This is a genomic window from Bacillus sp. FSL K6-2839 (genome assembly GCF_038003365.1).
Classification (GTDB): domain Bacteria; phylum Bacillota; class Bacilli; order Bacillales; family Bacillaceae; genus Bacillus.
Genome location: NZ_JBBOOZ010000001.1, coordinates 224,959 through 239,367, shown reverse-complemented (window position 1 = coordinate 239,367; position 14,409 = coordinate 224,959). Strand labels below are relative to the sequence as shown.

Here is a 14,409-nt window from a genome sequence, read left to right as displayed (position 1 = left end):
GCTCTCTTATTTATCGACTAGCTTTTGATGCCGGGACATTCCCTTTTTGTGCTTTTTTAATTAGACGCACTTGCTTCATCTCACTCAACCTCCTACACCTGTTAGAGCAAGCTTTCTCTCAAACGGTTTCAACAAATGGAAATTTCTTTTACTTAGCATATGTCGGACAAAAATAGAAAAAGTGAAGAATGGATTCAAAAGATCAACTTGAACTTTTGATATAATGGAAGAAATATCTACAAAAAGGAGTATGTCGATTGTTTCGATTCGAAGAACCCGCGTGTGCTAGCTGTCAGAAAAAGATAGAAGGAAACGAAGAAGTGTACGTCAAGCTGGTCTATCCAAAGAGAAAAGGAATGACAGAGGTGAAGGCTTGGCTGAGAAATGAAGGGGTTTTTTATTGTAAGGCATGTACAGAACAAAAGACATCGCATGGAGGATAACCAAATGAACAAAATCACCTTTCCACAAACATTTCCAACAATACATACCGAAAGACTGATCTTAAAACAAGCAACGATCGCAGATGCTGAGGACATGCACATCTATTTATCCAATGAAACCGTGTGCCGCTACATGGGCATTGATGCACATGAAACCATCGAAGACACAAAAGGAGAAATCAAGTGGTATGACGATATCTTCAAAGAACAAACAGGCATCCGGTGGGGCATTTCTTTAAAAGATGATCCTGCGATCATCGGCAGCTGTGGGTTTCTCAATCTAGAAAAACAACACTGCCGTACGGAAATTGGCTATGAATTGCATCAGGGTCATTGGAGAAAAGGCATTATGAGCGAGGCGATTGCTGCGGTGTTGCGATATGGGTTTCAGGAGATGAACCTGAATCGAATAGAAGCCATCATTGATCCAGCAAATACGTCTTCTGTTCAATTATTGGAGAACTTTGATTTTGTACGAGAGGGTTTATTGAGAGAGTATGATCTTGGTCAACATGGGTTTGATGATGTGCTTATGTATTCGATTTTGAAGAGGGATTTTGAAACAAAATAGAATTCATTAAGTCTTGCATATTCATTTGATCATACTATATAAAGTCATAACGGACCAAGGAAAAACAAATACTTTTTTCATTCAAAATCACAACCCGAATATGCTCCGTCACATTTACGAGCTAAACCCATATATTGAAAACTTGTCTAGCAAATTGAACATTCAGCACCCTTTCTCCCTCGGAAAGATTCGGAGAAGAAAGGTGTGCTAAAGTGCTATTACAACGAAATTTTATATATAAAAAGTGTCTATAGAATGATAAAACCCTAAAGTAACAAATGTCTCCAATACTGAATGGCATGTAACCTATATAAGTAAATAATCGAGAAATAAACCAGTAGCAAAACATACACGTTCATATCAATCAGAAATATAAAGTAGTTCTTGTCATCGGTTCGAGGAGTGTGATTCAACAGCTTGGAGAATCACTAGAGTCAAGAAAAAGGGCGTCATTGGGAGATTTCAAGAACTATTTTTGTAACTTCAAGTGATTTTGAACTACTTCCTTAATTCACTAAATATTTTTTTATATGAGGAGAAAATAGAGTATACAATTATTTTTCTTTTCAACCAAGCTGTAAACTGTGTTTTTATTGAATAATTTGGAATATCTAATTTAACCTCGTTATCTTTGATTATTTTTGAAGTTATATCATTATTTAATAAAAGGTTTTCATAATCTTCTCCGCCGTAATACGAGCAAGCAACTAAATTCTTATATTCCATTGGGTATTCTTCTTTAATTAATTTTCTATAAATAGATTTTGCTTTCAATTTATTTTTCGTTATTTTTCTATTAATTAATAAACCACCTATAATATAAGATATTGTAAATGCAGTTATTCCTAAACTTATCATTGAAGTCAACTGACTCGAAACTTCTTTCAACAAAAAGTGATTAATCACATCTACTAGATCAGGATTATCCAAAATAATGTTTTTTAATGTATCCGAGATGTCAGTCTCTTTTTTTACAGTTTCAATAGTTAATAAATATTTTCCGGATTTGATATAACTAGAAAAATAGAACAACAAAATTGGACTTAACAGTGCAGCTGAAATTGTTGTAAATGAACTAATTAATACTGTCTTTCCATTTAATTTCCTTAAAATATGAACTGGAAAAGCATATGTTAACGCAGAATACAGTATCACTGTAGTAAATAAGTAAGTCAAAAATCCAACGAAATAAGGTAAAGAATTAATTATTGGATGCAAAAAGAAAAAGTAGATGAAAGCATTAATAATTGGTATCAAAACATATGTAGCTGTTGTATATTTATAAACTAAACCTGCTATTATACCCCCATAACCAATAATTAATACAAAACTGATGCTGATGATAGTGAATAAATTCACAATTTCTGATTTACCTAAAAAATGTTCAAGTAAACTTCGTATTGCTATGATGTTAACTAATGAAATAAAAAATGTCCCCACCGCTGCATCACGGAATAAATTAAAGATATACTGTCTCTTCTCTAAATCAATATATTTATTATCATCTGTAATATAATAATATTTTAATTGATTTAACTTTTTCAGCTCAACAAAGAGAGTATTGATGTTTCTAGTAATGGGTTTTCTATTCACCCAAATTAGCCATAAACTAATTAATACAACATAAATACTAGACAACAAATACAATTTTTTTGACAATAAAAAAATTAGTATACACAAATAAATAAAAAGAATTAATGTATTGAATGAATTTCCAGCTCTACTTTCTCTTTTCATATAAATTCCTCCTACTAATACTAATTAAAATATAAAGCAAAAAGTAAATACTTCTCCATTTATTTTATCGACTACTCTTTTTTATGTTCAAGAAAGATTTCTTAGTGTAAATCGCATCCGCTTCCCGTACGATTTCAAGTTCTTCTTCAGAAATTCCACCCAGTACGCGGATACCTAGTCCTGAACCCACGACTAAAAGGTCAGTTCTAAAATTGCAACATAGCACAAAAAGTCAAGTTTCTAAAAGATGATTTCCGCTATACTAAACTCGTAAGGCAAGGAGGTGCTCGGTTGTCCTATCAAGAACATGAGAGAACGATTCAAGAAACATTACATTATATTGAACAACATTTGAAAGACGATTTACCGCTTCAAACTCTAGCGAAACACGCTGGTTATTCTAGGTTTCATTTTCACCGTATGTTCAAGAAAGTGATTAAAAAGTCAGTTGTTGATTATATCCGGGAACGTCGAATGACCCAAGCGGCGAAGGATTTAATTCATACGGACCAAAGGGCGATTGATATCGCATTGCAGTACCGTTTTGGTTCACAGGAATCCTTCACTAGAGCCTTTAAGAAGATATATGACATGTCACCAGCACGTTATCGGAGATTACTAAGGAATGTCATTGATAAGGAGGAAACGAATATGGCTGCAAATAAGAACACACCTACTGGCTGGATTATGACAGGAGAAACACCATCTGATTATGAAACAGGTTTAGATGACAGAATTGTACACAATGGTACTACCTCAGCTTACCTGAAATCAAAGGATGAAAAAGCACGAGGATTCGCGACCTTAATGCAGCAAATTAAGTCTGATCGTTACCGTGGAGAACGCCTTCAATTTTCTGCTTTTGTTAAAAGCGAAGATGTGAAAGGTTCAGCTGGTTTATGGATGAGGATTGACCATTCTTCAGGTGAAGTTCTAGCGTTTGACAACATGATGAACCGCCCCATTACAGGAACAAACGGATGGAATCATTTTAGTGTAGTACTAGATGTTCCAGTAAAAAGTGAAGTCATTGCGTTTGGCATATTACTTCAAGGTCCAGGTCAAATTTGGATGGACGAACTTAGTTTTAAAATTGTAGATGAAAGTGTGCCAGTGACAGAACAAAATACTGTGGATAATTTAGAGGATGCACCAGTGAATTTAAATTTTGAAGGCTAGCAGACTAAAGTTAGGAGGAAGTTGATTGCCATGAAAAAGATTGGTGCGATTTTATTGTACGCTGTTAATTCACTCACCTTTATTTGGTGCTTTGGATTTTTATTTGGTGAAGAGAATACCAAATTAAAACAGAAGTAAAATGAAGATAAGACACCCATAGAACAAAAAAAATCAATTGAAAAGGATATCCCTATCACTATCTCTTTTTTGTAGACTTGGTATAATAGAAAAAATCAGAAAAATTAGAATGCGATGATAAGGAATAGTACTTGCCGAAATGTTTTCAGAAAGTTGCTGGTTGATGAGAAGCAATAACAAAAAGGCAGGGAACTCGCCTTAGAGTAGCCTTAGTGAAATGAAAAGGATTGATGTAGTTAAGGTCGGCACCCCACCGTTATATGGGAAGGATATAAGATATAACAATCTGTATCCGAATAAGGGCATGATAATGTATGGTTATCATGAAACAGGGGTGGTACCGCGTAAGAAGAAGTCTTTCGTCTCCAAGTTAAATCTTGGAGATGATAGGCTTTTTTTATATTCCAATTACAGGAGGAATCGATGATGTTTAACCACAAAAAATACGAAAAGAAATACTTTTTGCCACCGAACCTTACTTATGATTGGGTAAAGAAAGAAACATTAGAAAGTGCTCCGATATGGTGCAGTGTGGATTTACGGGATGGAAATCAAGCATTACCTATTCCTATGAACTTAGAAGAAAAATTGGAAATGTTCCAGTTACTAGTAGAGATAGGTTTTAAAGAAATTGAAATCGCATTTCCAGCTGCTTCTGATACGGAGTTTAGGCTATTACGGATACTGATTGATCATCATATGATTCCAGACGATGTAACGATTATGGTGATCACGCAAGCGAGAGAGCATATTATCCGCCGAACCTTCGAAGCAATTAAGGGGGTACCGAAAGCGATTGTTCATTTATATAATTCGACTTCAGAAGCGCAGCGCAGACAAGTATTTAAGAAAACCAAAGATGAAATTAAACAAATTGCAATTGATGGAGCTATTTTAGTAAAAGAACTTGCCGAAAAAACAAAAAGCGATATTTATTTTCAATATAGTCCTGAAAGCTTTCCAGGAACAGAAGTTGATTATGCGTTAGATATTTGTAAGAGTGTTTTAGATATTTGGAAACCGACACCAAATCATAAAGCTATCATCAATATTCCGACAACAGTTGAATATTCAATGCCTCATATCTTTGCAAGTCAGATTGAGTACATACACAAAAATCTGTCTTACCGAGACAGTGTGACATTATCTGTTCATCCTCATAATGACCGTGGCTCTGGGGTGAGTGATGCAGAATTTGGTGTTCTAGCTGGCGCAGAAAGAGTCGAAGGTACATTATTTGGTATCGGTGAACGTACAGGGAACGTAGACTTGATCACCTTGGCGATGAATATGTATTCACAAGGTTATGATCCAAAATTGAATTTCAATAACCTAGAAGCTATTCGTAAAAAATATGAAAAACTAACCAAAATTACTGTTCATGAGAGACAGCCATATTCTGGGGAGATGGTTTTCACCGCATTCTCTGGGTCACATCAAGATGCTATATCTAAAGGTATGAAATATAGAAAGGAAAATAATATTGATAAATGGGACGTTCCGTATATCCCAGTAGATCCAATTGACTTGGGGAGGAATTATCAAACTGATGTGATTCGAATCAATAGCCAGTCTGGAAAAGGCGGCATAGGCTATATACTAGAAACAAATTATGGCATTCAACTTCCTTATAAAATGAATGAAGCCATGGGATATGAAGCGAAGAAAGTATCTGATCAGACAAATAGGGAATTGTCTGTCGAAGAAATATATCATGTTTTTGAAGAACAGTATGTTGATTTTCACCCTCATTTCCAGCTGCTTGATTATCAATTTAATAAAGGAGAGAAGCAGGAAGTCACTTTAACTTTGCTGAGAGATCATCAACAAATTGAAATACAAGGAACTGGCACTGGAAGTTTAGATGCAATCAGTAATGCGTTAAAAGCATATTTTAATCTCGAGTATGTTTTGGAAGTCTATGAACAGAATTCTTTGGGCAAGGATTCTCAAGCAAAAGCCTGTGCACAGATTGGAATTTCATATCAAGGAAAAATGCATTGGGGTGCTGGAATTGATAAAGATATTATAGAAGCAACAGTGAAGGCCCTGGTGGTTGCAGTAAATAGACTAGAGGTTTGGATGTAGATGGAAAAAGATAAACTTGAAAAACATGAAGCGATGCAATATTTAAGAGAATATAACGAGCAAGAAATCTTTTATCAACAATACCAACAGAAAAAGCATGACAATCAATCATTGCAATTATTTTTGAAGGATTATGATAAAAACAATTTAATGCATAAGCAAATATATATAGAAGAATTTTTGCTAAAAGGGCAGAACGAATTTGAAAAAGAGGATACCATGTGGTTAGGTCAGGAGAATGATATCGAAGTGAGAAAGTATAGCCGTTTTATGCCTCAATTGGCGGCTATCCATGATTTCTTTGAGATGATCTATGTTCTGGAAAATGAGATGTATTTAGAAGTGGAAGATAAAAAATTGACCTTAAAATCAGGAGATATTGCCTTTATTCCACCTGACACAATACACAAGCCAATTGTAATGGAGAATACAATCGCAATCCAAATCATGATCCGTAAAAGTACTTTTCAAAAAGTGTTTTTTAAAATGTTAAAAGGCAATCATGTCATTTCAGAGTTCTTTTTGAATGCATTGTATATAAAAGAAAATAAAAATATTCTTATTTTCCATAGTCGCTTGGATAATAATTTGCTAGACTGCTCTCTTCAACTATTTACAGAAAATCACAATCGGTTTCATGGTTACCAGTTGATTATGAATAATTTGTTTGAGATATTATTATGTCTCTTATTAAGATTCAAACCAAGTCATATGAACGTAAATCAGGTCAAACAATATAGTGATATACGTATTATTCAAATGCTCCAATATATTCAGCAATGTTGTGAGCATATAACAATCCAGGAGATGGCAGAGGAATTTAACCTTTCACAATCTTATCTGTCAAAATATATAGCTCGTAAGCTTGGCAAATCATTTCTTGAGATTCGACAAGAAATAAGATTGGAAAAAGCCTGCGAAATGATCACTGGTAGCCATTTACAAATAGATGATATTGCGGCAGCCGTTGGTTATCAAAATGTAGAGCATTTCATTCGTTTATTTAAGAAAAAGTATTACGTAACACCACATCAATATCGTTTAAATAATAGATAATGATCATAATGCCGCTATTGTATTAGTACTGGAGAGACTGTACTTGTTACTTTGAAAAAGAAAAGATTGCTTTAGAATTAACAGAATGAATGACGCTTATCTTAAAAGGACAATTTTAAAATCAAGAAAATGTCAAATCAATACTAATAAAAAGGAGAAATCATCATGTCGATCAAGAAAGTAAAAGATTATTTTAAACAATATGATATGGATCATCGAATTCAGGAATTTTCAGTATCTAGTGCAACCGTAGACTTAGCTGCTTCTGCATTGGGCTGCGAACCTGAAAGAATCGCAAAAACACTCTCCTTTCTAGTAAATGGACAAGCTATTTTAGTTGTTACCTCTGGCGATGCAAAAGTTGATAACAAAAAATTCAAGGAATATTTTAAAACAAAAGCTAAAATGCTTTCTCCTAATGAGGTCGTTGACTTGGTCGGCCATGAAATTGGCGGAGTATGTCCTTTTGCTATAAAGAATGGCGTTTCTGTTTATTTAGATATGTCACTAAAACGTTTTGAGACAGTCTATCCAGCCTGCGGGAGCAGTAAAAGTGCTATTGAACTAACAATAAAACAATTAGAAAAATACTCCGGTTATTCACAATGGATTGATGTGTGTAAGGGATGGAATGATTAATTAACACTTAAAACGGAAGAAAAATATAGTGGAATTCACAGATTTAATAATAAGCATAACTATAATCCAAGAGCTAGACGCAAATACGCAGAGCCAATAATTTGAGTTTGATATATCTCATCTTATCAGCTCTTTTTTTAATAAAGTTTATTCTTTTTTTTATAGTTTTCGCTTCTTTGATACCATTAGCTAAGCTTCCATAAGCAGTAGCTCTTTATTTTGAAGTAGATAACAAATGAAATGGGATCATCTCCTTTAAGGAGACAAAGCAAGACTATGATGCCTCCCCTAAAAATCAATTTACTGTGGACTATTTAGAAAAGCAGAAACAAATAAAAAAGAGCTAAAAACCCTTGATACACAAAGGTTTCTAGCTCTATTATAACTATTCCCACTCAATCGTAGCAGGCGGCTTACTCGTAATATCATACACCACACGGTTAATATGCTTCACTTCATTCACGATACGAGTTGAGATCTTTTCAAGCACGTCCCAAGGGATTCTTGCCCAATCACTCGTCATACCATCAATAGATGTAACAGCACGGATGCCGATTGTGTAGTCATATGTTCTTGCGTCACCCATGACACCTACGCTGCGGATGTCTGGGAGAACCGTGAAGTATTGCCAGATATCGCGCTCAAGACCGAAGTTGGCAATTTCTTCGCGTAGAATCGCATCCGATTCACGGACGATTTCTAGTTTTTCTTCAGAAATTTCACCTAGTACACGGATACCTAGTCCTGGACCTGGGAATGGCTGTCTCCAGACGATGTCGTCAGGAATGCCCAGCTCTGAACCTAGGGCACGGACTTCATCCTTGAATAGCGTATTCAAAGGCTCAATCAATTCGAACTGCATGTCTTCTGGAAGACCGCCTACGTTGTGGTGAGATTTGATTGTTTGTGCCGTTGCTGTTCCGCTCTCAATGATATCTGTGTAAAGCGTTCCTTGTGCTAAGTAGTCGATTCCTTTTAGCTTGTCCGATTCATCATCGAATACATAGATGAATTCGTTACCGATGATTTTACGTTTTTGCTCAGGATCAGATACACCTTTTAGCTTATTTAAGAAACGATCTTTCGCATCTACTTTAATCACGTTCATGTTGAAACCTTCGCTAAATGTCTTCATAACCCCTTCTGCTTCGCCTTTGCGAAGAAGACCGTGGTCAACGAAAATACATGTCAGCTGATCGCCGATGGCTTTGTGGATCAATACCGCCACAACAGATGAATCCACACCGCCGCTTAATGCGCACAATACTTGTTTGTCGCCTACTGTTTCACGGATTTTCTGCATTTCGATTTCAATGAAGTTCTCCATTGACCATTTGCCATCGCAGTCACACACGCCAAAGACAAAGTTTTTCAATAGGTCATTTCCGTACTCAGAGTGACGAACCTCTGGGTGGAACTGAACACCATAGAAATTCTTCTCAGCTAAGCTCATCGCTGAGTTTGGACAATGTGCACTTGTTGCATCAACTGTAAAGCCTTCTGGTACTTCAACAACGAGGTCACCATGGCTCATCCAAACGACTTGATCAGTCGGAAGATCTTTGAATAAAGCAGGCGTTCCATTAATGTGGATATCTGCTTTTCCATATTCACGCTGGCTTGCCGCTTCTACTTTCCCGCCTAAATAGTGAGTCATGAGCTGCATGCCGTAGCAAATGCCTAGAACCGGAATGTCTAGATCAAAAATCTTTTCATCACAGCGGAAAGATCCTTCATCATAAACACTGTTTGGTCCGCCAGAAAGGATGATTCCTTTAGGCGCCATTTCTTTAATTTCTTCAGCAGTTAAAGTGTGCGGATGAAGCTCACTGTACACACCAAATTCACGAATACGGCGTGTGATCAGCTGATTGTACTGACTGCCGAAATCTAGAACCAAAATCATTTCATTTACTAAATTTGTCATGGTGTCACCTCTATGTCCAATATAGTTTTTTATAAACGCACAGAAAAAATGAGAGGAGAAAACCTGCTCTCAGTGTGAATCACGCTTTTGAAGCGCCCAGACTCACATCCGAACGCTTCAATTTCATGTATTTTAGAAGGTTTTAATATTCACCTATTCTAACAACAGGAAGGTACGGGGTCAAGACTATCTCCTGTTTATTAAATTTTCCCATAACTTTGCCGATTGCCGCCAAAGCACCGACGCATCCTCTCGTCGATAGAGTGCCCGCTCATAGAGCTGCGTCAGCTCTGACATGCGATGATCTCCATCCTTGTCATCGATCAAAGAAGCGAATTCTCTTAGCGTCATGCCTGTTTTTTTCTCAATTCCCCTGCGCTTCAGCTGCTTTAATAGAGCCGCATACGCATAGAAGAATGCTTCCTCCTCTGGCAGACGTTTCACCTTTCTCACGATAAAGAATGGCAGCCATCTTGCTCTGAATCGATAAAGCAGCCAGCTCATCAATCCAAGAAGGACCATAGCTCCTGCCGCAAAACCCAAGATTGAACCAACATGTACCATACTTGGCTTTGCTTGTGCTGTTTGTTTCTTTGGTTCTGCCGGCTGCTCTGTCTCCTGCTGCTGCGGCTGTTCTGCCGGCTGATCTTCGCGTGCATCAGAGCTAGGCTGATCTTCTTCCTTTTGATCATCCGTTTGATCGCTTGAAACGGCTTCATTCGTAAATGTCTGTGGGTTCGTAAATCCTTTAGTCGGTTCGAAGGTGACCCAGCCTCTGTTTGGAAAATACACCTCTACCCATGAATGCGCATTGTTATTGGTCACTTCATACACATTGTTTCCATCCATCTGTGTTTCATATAACTGACCTGACGTATATCCTTTCACCCATCTCGCCGGAATCCCGATCGAACGAAGCATCACAATCATAGAGGATGAAAAATTATCACAGTAGCCGATCATCGTATCAAACAAAAATTGATCCACATAATCTTCATTACGACTAGGCACTGCGACATTTTGCGTTTCATATGAAAACTTCGCTGACCCTAAGTAGTCCTCAATCGCTTTAGCCTTATCGTACATATTATCCTTCGTTTCCGTTAAGCTGTTTGCCAATGTTTTCACTCGCTCTGGTAATGAGGAAGGAAGCTGCAAGTATTCACGGCCAACCTCCTGATTTACCTGCTTCTTTGTTGGCACTTTAATCCTCTGCAAATCCTCAAGGATAAATGTAGGAGACAAGAAGGTGACTTGGTAGTTCCCTAAATTTTTCGGCGGATTTTGACTGGATGGGACAATTTTTTCCGTTTTCCCCATCATTTGCAGCGGAATATTTTCCATTGGCATCAGTGTGATCGTCCCAATCGGATAGACAGCATGATTAAATCGATAGTCCGTTTCCATATCGACTCTCGTTTCATGCACCTCTGTTTTCACACGCTCGGTAAACCACCGATTTGGCACATCATCGTCCTTTAGCCGAGTAGGCTTTGTATCATTTGAGGCATCCTCCCAGCCCTTTCCTGTGTAGATGCTTTTTGTTTCGACACGAAAGTAAGACGGCTCCTTTCCGCTCCATTTAAAGACCGGTGTGCGGTCCTCACTAAACGGTCCGCCAAGCGCTGAATCATCTGCACTATATCCCACCTTATTCTGCCCGGCTGCGTTATCTTGATTCGTCACCGCCTTAAAAAACGGGACAGGATCAGGCCATTTCGGATCAGACTTTGGCAAAGAAGCGCCGAGTGCCGCTGATAGAAGAACGAGCGCCAGCATGGGCAAAAACCATTTTAGACGCGCCTTCTGTGACACCCGGATGCCTTCAGCCGAACGCAGTCGATCGAAATACAGCAACCCAAGCAAACAAAAACCAAACACCATAATGCGAACGATCGCAAAGGCAGCATCATATGGCGTAAACGTATCCAGAATCGTGACATACACAATCGTCATGAGTAAAAAGAAAAAGATACGCTGCTGATAGACCACCCAATAATGAAGCAAGTAGACAAGCAGCCACAGCAAAATATAAAACAATAATGTGCGGAAAGAGGGGTACATGTCACTCCACATGCCTGTGCTCATGAAGGTGATATTATCTTTGATATCAGCAAATAATGCAGCCGGATAGCTTGGCTCTGCTTGATAAAAGATCAAATATAAGGCGAGCAAGATCATGCCAGTACAAATAGGAAACGTCACATACCACTTCAAACGAAAGAATGTAAACAAACACGTAAGCCCTATAAAAATGATGAAATAAGACGTATGACTCGTCTCTGTAAAATCTTGAAGCGGACGAAGCCACTCCCAAAGCAGCAGAAATGCTACAGCATAATAGATGAACAACTCAAAACGGCTTTGCCGCTGATGCGTATGCAGCATAAATGTTTGTCACCTCACAGTTCTTTCGTGCAGCCGGTCTTCAAATAAAAGGGTCGTGCGTATTCCAGATGCCTTGAGCCGGTCTACAAGCTGTTTTTCTTTTGGCGTGAATCGATCCAAGGCTCTCTTCACTAAAAGAACAGTGATGTTCTTTCTGTTTCGATTTCCAAGCAGGCTCGCAGCAAGCTCTTCTTGCAGCTGACCCGTGACGACATATTTTCCAGAGTGCTGGTACTCACTCGCTGCTAACGCCTTATATTCTTGTGCGCGAGAAGGTTGATGCTGCACCCTTGTTAAATAATAGAGCATGTCCTGTAAATGAAGTTCTCCTTGATCCACTCGAAAGGCACGCTGATCTCCTAGAGGTACAAAACCTGAAGGCACCCCTTTTTTCACTGCCGTTTGGAGAACAGAAGCTGTAATAGACACGACGGTCTCAAAAACCGCTTCATCTGTAAAATCAGCAAACACGACAAGATCCTTTGTTTGATTCTGTTCAAATTCCTTCGTCATCAGCTGATCCCTTCTAGCCGTCGTCTTCCAGTCCACCCAAGCAAAACGGTCTCCTTGCTGGTATTCCCGCACGCCTGTTGTCACATGGGTCGGTTCATTGAACCACGAGTGAACCGCTTTGCCTCCATTTTCATTCGCTGACTCAGCTGACTCCACCTGAAGATCCAGCATTTTCGGATAGACCAGCAGCTTTTTTTCTAACGGAATGATCACTTCTTTCTCCACAAAACCAAACATATCACCCGTTTTGATTCGAACCGCTGACAAATGATGTTCCCCGCGCTTGACATCATTCAATTGAAAGGAAAAACGCCACGTTTTCCGAAACCATGGAAACAGCATTTGCTTCATTTCAATTTGTTCCTGTAAATGAAAGGTGTCCGGCGGATCATCCTCAATCAAGACGTAAACGTATGGAAATGGATTTGTCCGCTTGATTTCAAGGTCAACGGACAGCACGTCTCCCGCCTTCAAGCGGGTTTGCTGTAATGTCCTTTTGGCTGTCGCTCGCAGCGGAATGAGCGCAAACAGCAAAGCATACAAAGTATATGGTAAAAATGCATAAAAAAGGAACCAACTCACAAACCCCCCCTGAAACATGGCATAACAAAAGACTGCCGCAGTGAGGATGATGAGCATCATTACCCGTAACCATAATGAAACAGCGAAACGATGACGTGACTTCATTGAGTCATCGACTTTTGAACTGGCACGCCAATTTGCTCAAGCATTTGTCGCAGCAGCGTCTCCGTCTTCTTCCCTTCATACGTCGCTTCTGATGTCAAAATCATTCGATGCGGCAATGTATATGGCGCCAAATACTGTACATCATCAGGAATCACATAATCTCGCTGATTCAACAGTGCATACGCCTGAGCCGCTTTCATGAGGGCGATCGATCCCCTTGGACTCACACCTAAATAAACAGATGGATGTTGACGCGTCGCTTGAGCGATTTCCACAATATATTCTTTAATGGATGCATCCACATGAATGGTCTGAACAGCTTGCTGCAACGCATGGATATGATCCTTTGTCATCACTGCTTGGAGCGTATTAATCGGGGACTGCTTTTCCTGCAAATTGAGCACCTCTAGCTCCTCCAGCATGGTCGGATATCCCATCTGCAGCTTGAATAAAAACCGGTCCATTTGCGCTTCTGGCAGCGGATAGGTCCCTTCATATTCCACTGGATTCTGCGTCGCCATGACGAAAAAAGGATCCGCAAGCGGCATTGTTTCTCCGTCCACTGTGACACTGCCTTCCTCCATCGCTTCGAGCAATGCCGACTGTGTTTTAGGAGAGGTCCGGTTGATCTCATCAGCCAAAATAATCTGCCCCATAATCGGTCCTTGCCTAAATTCAAATTCATTTGTCTTTTTATTATAAATCGACACACCTGTTACATCTGAAGGCAAAAGGTCAGGAGTGAATTGGATTCGCTTAAACTCACAGCCAATCGATTTTGCCAAAGCACGAACCATCATCGTCTTCCCAACACCAGGCACATCCTCTAGCAGCACATGCCCCTTCGCCAAAATCGCAACAAGGCTTAATATCGCAATGTCTTTTTTCCCAACCATGACTTTATTGATGTTATCTACGATTTTTTGTAAATCTGAATGCATCGGTTCATCAAATGCCATCCTGATCCTCCTATCACGTTTCCGTTAAATTTCATATAGTCTAACTTTACCATACAACGCGCATTTGCATAAAACATCAGCATG

11 protein-coding genes, 2 pseudogenes and 1 other annotated feature are annotated in these 14,409 nt (G+C 38.8%); of the genes and pseudogenes, 7 read left to right on the top strand and 6 right to left on the bottom strand.

The window, feature by feature from the left end:
• The first annotated feature begins 257 nt into the window (after positions 1-257).
• Positions 258-443 (top strand): Fe3+ hydroxamate ABC transporter substrate-binding protein, encoded by a 186-nt coding sequence (locus MHH26_RS01090; protein WP_117729081.1) that lies wholly within the window; start codon positions 258-260, stop codon positions 441-443.
• 4 nt (positions 444-447) lie between these two features.
• Positions 448-1,014: a GNAT family N-acetyltransferase gene (locus tag MHH26_RS01085; RefSeq protein ID WP_340971849.1), complete on the top strand. Its 567-nt coding sequence runs from the start codon at positions 448-450 to the stop codon at positions 1,012-1,014.
• 498 nt (positions 1,015-1,512) lie between these two features.
• On the opposite strand, the gene MHH26_RS01080 is transcribed toward MHH26_RS01085, so the two are convergent.
• Together MHH26_RS01080 and MHH26_RS19190 are read right to left on the bottom strand one after the other, a co-directional pair.
• Positions 1,513-2,751 carry a hypothetical protein gene (locus MHH26_RS01080; RefSeq protein WP_034664809.1) on the bottom strand — a complete coding sequence of 413 codons (1,239 nt, stop codon included), beginning with the start codon at positions 2,749-2,751 and terminating at the stop codon, positions 1,513-1,515.
• Between the two features lie 109 nt (positions 2,752-2,860).
• Positions 2,861-2,938, bottom strand: a pseudogene (locus tag MHH26_RS19190) (hypothetical protein); the annotation flags it as partial.
• 104 nt (positions 2,939-3,042) lie between these two features.
• On the opposite strand from MHH26_RS19190, the gene MHH26_RS01075 reads away from it, so the two are divergent.
• The 5 genes and pseudogenes from MHH26_RS01075 to MHH26_RS01055 all read left to right on the top strand — a co-directional run.
• The gene (locus tag MHH26_RS01075) at positions 3,043-3,930 is read left to right on the top strand and encodes an AraC family transcriptional regulator (protein WP_340971846.1); all 888 of its coding nucleotides are present in this window, start codon (positions 3,043-3,045) and stop codon (positions 3,928-3,930) included.
• 243 nt (positions 3,931-4,173) lie between these two features.
• Positions 4,174-4,438: a binding site (T-box leader), on the top strand.
• A 56-nt stretch (positions 4,439-4,494) separates the two neighbouring features.
• Positions 4,495-6,156, top strand: a complete 1,662-nt coding sequence (locus MHH26_RS01070) for a 2-isopropylmalate synthase (protein ID WP_340971844.1) — start codon at positions 4,495-4,497, stop codon at positions 6,154-6,156.
• Positions 6,157-7,212, top strand: coding sequence for an AraC family transcriptional regulator (locus tag MHH26_RS01065; RefSeq protein ID WP_340971841.1), 1,056 nt, complete (start codon positions 6,157-6,159; stop codon positions 7,210-7,212).
• 165 nt (positions 7,213-7,377) lie between these two features.
• Complete coding sequence (locus MHH26_RS01060; protein WP_340971838.1) at positions 7,378-7,851, top strand: YbaK/EbsC family protein; 474 nt, start codon at positions 7,378-7,380, stop codon at positions 7,849-7,851.
• A gap of 218 nt (positions 7,852-8,069) precedes the next feature.
• A pseudogene (locus MHH26_RS01055) lies at positions 8,070-8,198 on the top strand (site-specific integrase); the annotation flags it as partial.
• A gap of 38 nt (positions 8,199-8,236) precedes the next feature.
• Here the strand turns inward: MHH26_RS01055 and guaA are convergent.
• The 4 genes from guaA to MHH26_RS01035 all read right to left on the bottom strand — a co-directional run bounded on the left by guaA (position 8,237) and on the right by MHH26_RS01035 (position 14,325).
• The gene (gene guaA, locus MHH26_RS01050) at positions 8,237-9,778 is read right to left on the bottom strand and encodes a glutamine-hydrolyzing GMP synthase (protein WP_060595666.1); all 1,542 of its coding nucleotides are present in this window, start codon (positions 9,776-9,778) and stop codon (positions 8,237-8,239) included.
• A gap of 186 nt (positions 9,779-9,964) precedes the next feature.
• Positions 9,965-12,166 carry a DUF4129 domain-containing transglutaminase family protein gene (locus MHH26_RS01045; protein ID WP_340971836.1) on the bottom strand — a complete coding sequence of 734 codons (2,202 nt, stop codon included), beginning with the start codon at positions 12,164-12,166 and terminating at the stop codon, positions 9,965-9,967.
• 9 nt (positions 12,167-12,175) lie between these two features.
• On the bottom strand, positions 12,176-13,366 hold the full coding sequence (locus MHH26_RS01040; protein ID WP_060595664.1) for a DUF58 domain-containing protein: 1,191 nt from the start codon (positions 13,364-13,366) through the stop codon (positions 12,176-12,178).
• Positions 13,363-14,325 carry an AAA family ATPase gene (locus MHH26_RS01035; RefSeq protein ID WP_106048634.1) on the bottom strand — a complete coding sequence of 321 codons (963 nt, stop codon included), beginning with the start codon at positions 14,323-14,325 and terminating at the stop codon, positions 13,363-13,365. The genes MHH26_RS01040 and MHH26_RS01035 overlap by 4 nt, the downstream gene beginning before the upstream one ends.
• Positions 14,326-14,409: the final 84 nt, after the last annotated feature.

Excerpts from the sequence above, each read along its gene's own strand:
- MHH26_RS01070 (WP_340971844.1), top strand. The coding sequence starts at position 4,495 with ATGTTTAACCACAAAAAATACGAAAAGAAATACTTTTTGCCACCGAAC.
- MHH26_RS01085 (WP_340971849.1), top strand. The coding sequence starts at position 448 with ATGAACAAAATCACCTTTCCACAAACATTTCCAACAATACATACCGAA.
- MHH26_RS01035 (WP_106048634.1), bottom strand. The coding sequence starts at position 14,325 with ATGGCATTTGATGAACCGATGCATTCAGATTTACAAAAAATCGTAGAT.
- MHH26_RS01040 (WP_060595664.1), bottom strand. The coding sequence starts at position 13,366 with ATGAAGTCACGTCATCGTTTCGCTGTTTCATTATGGTTACGGGTAATG.
- guaA (WP_060595666.1), bottom strand. The coding sequence starts at position 9,778 with ATGACAAATTTAGTAAATGAAATGATTTTGGTTCTAGATTTCGGCAGT.
- MHH26_RS01060 (WP_340971838.1), top strand. The coding sequence starts at position 7,378 with ATGTCGATCAAGAAAGTAAAAGATTATTTTAAACAATATGATATGGAT.
- MHH26_RS01065 (WP_340971841.1), top strand. The coding sequence starts at position 6,157 with ATGGAAAAAGATAAACTTGAAAAACATGAAGCGATGCAATATTTAAGA.
- MHH26_RS01080 (WP_034664809.1), bottom strand. The coding sequence starts at position 2,751 with ATGAAAAGAGAAAGTAGAGCTGGAAATTCATTCAATACATTAATTCTT.
- MHH26_RS01045 (WP_340971836.1), bottom strand. The coding sequence starts at position 12,166 with ATGCTGCATACGCATCAGCGGCAAAGCCGTTTTGAGTTGTTCATCTAT.